This window comes from Pantoea sp. ME81, assembly GCF_903970985.1.
Taxonomy (GTDB): Bacteria; Pseudomonadota; Gammaproteobacteria; order Enterobacterales; family Enterobacteriaceae; genus Pantoea; species Pantoea communis.
In genome coordinates this window covers 1-7,002 of the sequence record NZ_CAJCKS010000217.1, presented here as the reverse complement: position 1 = coordinate 7,002, position 7,002 = coordinate 1, and the positions used below count along the sequence as shown (strand labels likewise).

Below are 7,002 nucleotides of genomic sequence, written 5' to 3'. Positions count from 1 at the left end.
GGTTGAGGCGTTAAGCGCCTGTTCTGAGGATGAGCAGGATATTCATCTGGGCGCTGCTGCACCGCTTCATTATTGCTACCATTTCCTGGCGGCGAGAATTCCTGCCTTCAGTGCCACACTGGAGCGCTTTGCATCATTACAGATCCGCAATCAGGGTACGCTAGGCGGCAATATCGGCAATGCTTCGCCGATCGGTGATTGTGCGCCCATGTTGCTGGCACTCAATGCGCGATTGGTGTTGCAGCAGGGAGAAAGCCTTCGTGAAGTGCCGCTGGACCAGTTCTTCACTGGCTACAGGCAAACCGTGTTGCAGCCAGGGGAATTCATTCACTCAATAGTGATACCGAAAGTGACGGTGTCACCTGATTTCGTGGCATGGAAAGTGGCAAAACGTTTGGATGATGATATTTCGGCGGTGTTTATCGCCATCAACATTCAGCTTAAAGAAGGCGTGGTTGTGCAGGCACGACTGGCCTTTGGCGGCATGGCCGCAACGCCCAAACGGGCAACCGCAGCCGAGGCCGCCCTTAATGGTCAGCCACTGAATCAAGCTTCCATTGAGCAAGCCTGCGCGGCGCTCAGCCAGGATTTCCAGCCGTTAAGCGATTTCCGCGCCAGCGCCGACTACCGCTTGCAGGTCGCGCGCAATCTATTGCGTCGTTACTACGCGCAAACCTGTGGCGAACTGACCCTTACCGAGGTGGCGCGCTATGTCTCATAACCGACCCGAACTCAGCGAAGCGCTGTTAAAAAGCCAGTTTGCCAGCGACATGAAAACCGGTGTGGGCCGCAGTCAAAAGCATGAAAGCGCCGATAAACACGTCACGGGCGAGGCGATCTACATTGATGACCGGCCGGATCTGCCTGGCCTGTTGCATCTTTGCCCGCGTCTCAGTGAACATGCTCATGCACGTATTACACATGTCGATGTACAGCCTTGCTATGCCGTGCCCGGCGTGGTGTCCGTTCTGACCTGGCGCGATGTGCCGGGCCTGAATGATGTCGGCCCGTTAGAACCGGGCGATCCGTTACTGGCAATGGATACCGTGGAGTATCTCGGGCAGATTGTGATTGCGGTGGCAGCGGATTCATCCGAAGCCGCGCGCGCCGGTGCTGCCGCCGCCATCATCGAATATCAGCCACTGCCGGCGATCCTGGATGTGCGTGAAGCCCTGGAACAGCGTCACTTTGTGCAGCAGCCGCACGTCCATCAACGGGGTAATGCTGAAGCGGCACTGACGCGTGCGCCGCATCGTATTCAGGGTGAATTTCATATAGGCGGTCAGGAGCACTTCTATCTGGAAACCCAGACCGCGTTGGTGATTCCAGGTGAAGACGACAGCCTGCAGGTTTTCTCATCGACGCAGAACCCGACGGAAGTGCAGAAGCTGGTGGCCGAAGTGATGGACATCACCATGAACAAAGTCACCATTGATATGCGCCGGATGGGCGGCGGTTTTGGCGGTAAAGAGACGCAGGCTGCGGGTGTGGCCTGCTTGTGTGCGATTGCCGCGCGCCAGACGCGGCATCCGGTAAAAATGCGTCTGGCGCGACGCGATGATATGCGTATCACCGGTAAGCGCCATCCCTTCTTTGTGCGTTACGATGTGGGCTTTGATGAGGAAGGTCGTTTCTGTGGTGTCAAAATCGATTTGGCGGGAAACTGCGGGTATTCCCTCGATCTGAGCGGATCAATTGTTGATCGTGCGATGTTCCACGCCGATAACGCCTATTACCTCGGCGATGCGCTGATCACCGGTTATCGCTGCCGCACGCACACCGCGTCTAACACCGCCTATCGCGGTTTTGGCGGGCCTCAGGGCATGGTGGCGATTGAGCAGATCATGGACCATATCGCCCGCGAGCGCGGTTTGGACCCGCTCGAACTGCGTAAGCGCAACTATTACGGCAAGCAGGATCGCAACATCACCCATTACCATTAGCAGGTGGAAGATAATCTGCTGATGGAGATAACGGAACAGCTGGAAGCCAGCAGCGATTACACCACGCGTCGCGCGGACATCACAGCGTTTAACGCCAGTCATCGTTATATGAAACGCGGTCTGGCCTTAACGCCGGTGAAGTTTGGCATCTCCTTTACCTCCAGCTTCCTCAATCAGGCCGGTGCCTTAATTTTGATCTACACCGATGGCACGGTGCAGCTCAATCACGGTGGCACCGAAATGGGTCAGGGACTGAATACCAAGGTGGCGCAGATTGTCGCGGAAGTGCTGCAAATCGATATCAGCCAGATTCAGGTCACGGCGACCGACACCGGAAAAGTGCCGAACACCTCACCCACGGCGGCCTCCAGCGGGGCCGATCTTAACGGCAAAGCGGCGCAGAATGCCGCGCAGATATTGCGCGATCGCATGACGGAAATGCTGTGTCAGCAGCATCACTGCACGGTCGACGCCATCTCCTTTAGCAATGGCATTGTGCGCGTTGGCGAGTTGCACTTTACCTTTGCGCAGGTGGCGCAGCAGGCGTGGCTGAATCAGGTGCCGTTATCCGCCACCGGATTTTACAAAGTGCCCGGCATCCATTACGACCGCAATGCCGGACGCGGCAAACCCTTCTATTACTTCGCCTATGGCGCGGCGTGCTGCGAAGTGCTGGTGGATACCTTAACCGGTGAATATCGTTTGCTGCGCGCGGATATCCTGCATGACGTTGGCGCCTCGCTCAATCCGGCGCTGGATATTGGGCAAGTGGAGGGCGGTTTCGTGCAGGGCATGGGCTGGTTAACCTGCGAAGAGCTGGTATGGAACGAACAGGGCAAGCTGCTGACAGACGGCCCGGCGAGTTACAAAATCCCCGCCATCAGCGATGTCCCACATGATTTGCGCGTCACGCTGGTAGAGAACCGTAAAAATCCGCAGGACACGGTATTCCATTCGAAAGCCGTGGGTGAGCCGCCGTTTATGCTGGGCATTGCGGTGTGGTGTGCGTTACAGGATGCCGTAGCCAGCGTGGGTAACTACCGCCGCCATCCGCAACTGGATGCACCCGCCACGCCGGAGCGCGTTTTCTGGGGCGTTCAGCGCCTCTCAGGAGCGGATGATGATTTATCATGACTGGATCGCCGTACTGCACAGTTTGCGCGAGAAACGTGAGAGCTGCGTTTTAGTCACCGTGCTGAGCCAGCGCGGATCGGTCCCGCGCGATCGCGGCAGTAAAATGGTGGTCAGCGCCAGCGATACTTATCTCACCATCGGCGGCGGTCATCTGGAATATCAGTGCATTGCGCTGGCGCGCGACATGCTGGAGCAGCGTTGTCTGGAGCCGCGCAGCGAAGAGTTTGCGCTGGCTGCGCGCCTCGGCCAGTGCTGCGGCGGGCATGCCACGCTGCTGTTTGAACCGCTGATGCAGCAGCAACCTGAAATCCAGCTTTACGGCGCAGGCCACGTCGGTCAGGCGCTGGTAAACCTGCTGGCAACGTTACCCTGTCACATTACCTGGGTTGATAGCCGCGCCGCCCAGTTTCGCCATGTGCCGCCGGGCGTCACGGTGCGTCAGGTAGAGGACCCGATCGATTGCGTCAAAGAGGCCGCGCCCGACAGCTACTTCATTGTGATGACCCACGACCATCCGCTCGATTTGGCGCTAAGCGAAGCCATTTTGCGGCGTGGTGATTTTCGCTATGCCGGCGTTATTGGTTCGGCTACCAAAGCGCAGCGCTTTCGCTATCGGCTGGAAGGCAAAGGGATCGCTGCGGATGCAGTGGCGCGGCTGCGCTGTCCGCTCGGCCTGCCGGATGTGAAAGGCAAACTGCCAGCGGAAATCGCCGTGGCGGTAGCGGGTGAAATCATCAGTGTGTATCAGCGCCAGCAGAGCGGTTGTTGAGTGACGTTGAAACTGCCAGGATAGAAGCATCCCGCCGCACCGGTTGCGGCGTTGCTGATTATCAGGAGCGATAATGACTTCACGAGCCAATCCGTTTTTCACCGTCAGTGCATTGCCCTATCAAACTCCGCCTTTTGACCTGATTCAGGAAGCCGATTTTCTTCCGGCGCTTGAAGCGGGTATTGAAGAGAAGCGTCAGGAAATTGCCGCCATCGCCACTAATCCTGAACCGGCTACTTTTGCCAACACCTATGAAGCTCTGGAGCGCAGTGGACAGTTGTTAAACCGCGTCAATCTGGTATTTGGTGCCATGACGTCAGCCAACACCAGTGATGTGTTGCAGGAAGTTGATGAGCTGATCACGCCTAAACTCACGGCGCTAAATGATGAAATCCATCTCAACAGCCAGCTGTTTGCCCGTCTCGATAACGTTTACCAGCATCGCGGCTCTGCCTGTCCGGATGCGGAATCGATGCGTTTGGTGGAAGTGACCTGGCAGCATTTCCAGCTGGCTGGGGCCAGCCTGAGCGACGCAGATAAAGAGCGGCTGCGTGCCTGCAATCAGGAACTCGCCACGTTGAGTACCCGTTTTGGCAATAAGCTGCTGGCGGCGACCAAAGCGGGCGCGTATACGGTGAGCAGCGCAGCGGCGCTGGCGGGATTGAGTGAAGAAGAGTTAGCACATGCCAAAGCCGCAGCGGAGGCGCGTGGATTGCACGGCGAATGGCTGCTGCCGTTACAGAACACCACGCAACAGCCCGCGTTGCAGTCACTGGAAGTGCGCGCCACGCGTGAAGCGCTGTTTAATCAGGCGCTCACACGCAGTGAACAGGGCGATGACAACGACACACGCGCGATTGTGTTACGCATGGCACAGCTGCGCGCTGAGCAGGCACAGCTGCTCGGTTTCAAGACTTACGCCGAGTGGAGTATGCAGGACCAGATGGCGAAAACGCCGGATGCTGCCTTTGCGTTTATGCGAAATATCGTCCCGGCGGCGCGAGCACGCGCTGAGCGAGAAGCGTCAGACATCCAGCAGATCATTGAACAACAGCACCACACTTTCCCGCTGCGCGCCTGGGACTGGAATTTCTATGCTGAACAAGTGAGAAAAGCCAAATACGCCCTGGATGAGAGCCAAATCCGCCCGTACTTTGAGCTGAATAATGTATTGGAAAAAGGCGTGTTCTGGTCCGCCAGCCAGCTGTTTGGCATCCGCTTCCAGCAGCGTCACGATCTGCCGGTGTATCATCCGGACGTCAACGTTTATGAAATCTTTGATGCTGATGATACGCCTTTAGCGCTGTTCTATACCGACCTCTATAAGCGTGATAACAAAAGCGGCGGAGCCTGGATGAGCAACTTTGTTGATCAAACCACACTGCTGGGCACCAAGCCGGTGATCTACAACGTCTGCAACTACACCAAACCGCAGGCTGGGCAACCTGCGTTGCTCAGCTGGGATGAGGTGATCACGCTGTTCCACGAATTCGGTCATGCGCTACACGGTCTGTTTGCCACCCAACGTTATCCAAGCCTGTCCGGTACCGCTACGCCACGCGATTTCGTCGAGTTCCCTTCGCAGATTAACGAGCACTGGGCCAGCGATGAAAAGGTGTTTGCCAACTATGCCCGCCATTATCAGAGCGGTGAGGCGATGCCCGTGGAACTGCGCGAGAAGATGGTGCGCGCATCTAAGTTCAACAAGGGCTACGACATGACCGAACTGCTGGCGGCGGCTTTGCTGGATCTGCAATGGCATTCGCTGACCACGCATGACAACCCGCAGGATGTCAGTCACTTTGAATTACAGGCGCTGGCGGCGGAAAACATCGCGTTAACCACGGTGCCGCCGCGTTATCGCTCCACCTATTTTCGTCATATCTGGGGCGGCGGTTACGCGGCTGGTTATTACGCCTATATCTGGACGCAGATGTTGGCCGATGATGGTTACCAGGCCTTTGTAGAACGTGGTGGGTTGAGTCGTGAGAATGGCCAACAGTTCCGCGATCATATTCTTTCACGCGGTAACAGCAGCGATCTTCAGCATCTGTGGCTGGCATGGCGCGGCAAAGCACCGGAGATTGGTCCGATGCTGAAGAATCGCGGTTTAGAAGAGGCGTGATAAGCAGGGCGCACGGCGTGTAGTGAACCCCGAAAGTTGGACACCGTTCCAACGAGTATGGGGTCATTTCAGGCGGTGCGCCCTGGCGTTACCCCAGCGGACCACCTTCAATGGTGTCGCACATACCGGCCAGCACTCGCTCGCCGGTTTCGTTTTTCAAATCGGCGTACCACGCAGCGGTGATTTCGGCATCTTTGGCATGCGTCACGTCGCAGCGTTTACGTGCTTTCAACACCAAATCTTTAGTGCGTTCCACGCGGCGCGCCTCGTAGCGCTGCAATCCATCTTCGATACCCAGCGAATGTGAGGCCAGCGTCTGCGCCAGCACCACCGCATCTTCCATCGCGGCGCAACCGCCCTGGCCAATATCTGGCGTGGTGCTGTGGGCGGCATCGCCGAGCAAGGCCACGCGACCTTTGACGAAACGGCTAAAGGGTTCGATGTCGTGAATTTCAACCCGATTGGTGGTATCGGGATTGATACTGTCGATCAGGCGCTGCACCGGATCGGCCCAGCCGCTGAAGTAATTCTTCAGATCCTGGCGCAGAGTGGAACGATCTTCGGCTAAGCCTTTAGGCAAAGGCACGTCGAAGAAGAAGTAAAAACGATTGCCGCTCACCGGCATCAGGGAGACGCGCTTACCCTCACCAACAAAGGTTGTCCACTGATCGGCTGGGGCGATGCTTTCATCTATGGTCACTAAGCCGTTCCAGTTAACGTAGCCAGCGTAGCGTCGTTCTACATGTTCTCCCAACACATAGTGGCGGACCACGGAATGCGTACCGTCAGCGGCGACAAGGAAATCGCCTTCAGCCTGACTACCATCATCAAACCAGGCGGTGACGCCGGTGGTGCTTTGCTCGACGTGGGTCACGCGTTTACCGAACTGAATGCGTGAGCGACCATAGGTATCGATCAGCATCGCCTGTAACTCGGCGCGAGCGACCGGATAAGGGTATTCGCCCACCTGCTGCACCAGAGGTGACAGGCTGAAGCGGGTCAGGGTGCTGCCACTGTGCGCATCGTTATAG

4 protein-coding genes and 1 pseudogene are annotated in these 7,002 nt (G+C 57.1%); 4 read left to right on the top strand and 1 reads right to left on the bottom strand.

The annotated features are described in order from the left end of the window. From H7A81_RS24390 to dcp, 4 genes and pseudogenes are all read left to right on the top strand, one after another. The coding region (locus H7A81_RS24390) for an FAD binding domain-containing protein (protein WP_182058987.1) at positions 1–721 on the top strand (721 nt) is incomplete at its 5' end. Continuing rightward, a pseudogene (xdhB, locus tag H7A81_RS24385) lies at positions 711–3,077 on the top strand (xanthine dehydrogenase molybdopterin binding subunit). The gene H7A81_RS24390 and the pseudogene xdhB, both read left to right, overlap by 11 nt. Then, complete coding sequence (gene xdhC / locus H7A81_RS24380) at positions 3,064–3,846, top strand: xanthine dehydrogenase accessory protein XdhC (RefSeq protein WP_166930988.1); 783 nt, start codon at positions 3,064–3,066, stop codon at positions 3,844–3,846. Before xdhB ends, xdhC begins: the two are co-directional and overlap by 14 nt. Positions 3,847–3,919: 73 nt before the next feature. After that, on the top strand, positions 3,920–5,971 hold the full coding sequence (dcp, locus tag H7A81_RS24375) for a peptidyl-dipeptidase Dcp (RefSeq protein WP_182058986.1): 2,052 nt from the start codon (positions 3,920–3,922) through the stop codon (positions 5,969–5,971). Positions 5,972–6,059: 88 nt separating this feature from the next. Here the strand turns inward: dcp and hpxO are convergent. After that, the coding region (hpxO, locus tag H7A81_RS24370; protein WP_182058985.1) for an FAD-dependent urate hydroxylase HpxO at positions 6,060–7,002 on the bottom strand (943 nt) is incomplete at its 5' end.

What these genes read in the sequence shown, in the direction of transcription:
- xdhC (WP_166930988.1), top strand. Translation starts at nt 3,064, where the DNA reads ATGATTTATCATGACTGGATCGCCGTACTGCACAGTTTGCGCGAGAAA.
- dcp (WP_182058986.1), top strand. Translation starts at nt 3,920, where the DNA reads ATGACTTCACGAGCCAATCCGTTTTTCACCGTCAGTGCATTGCCCTAT.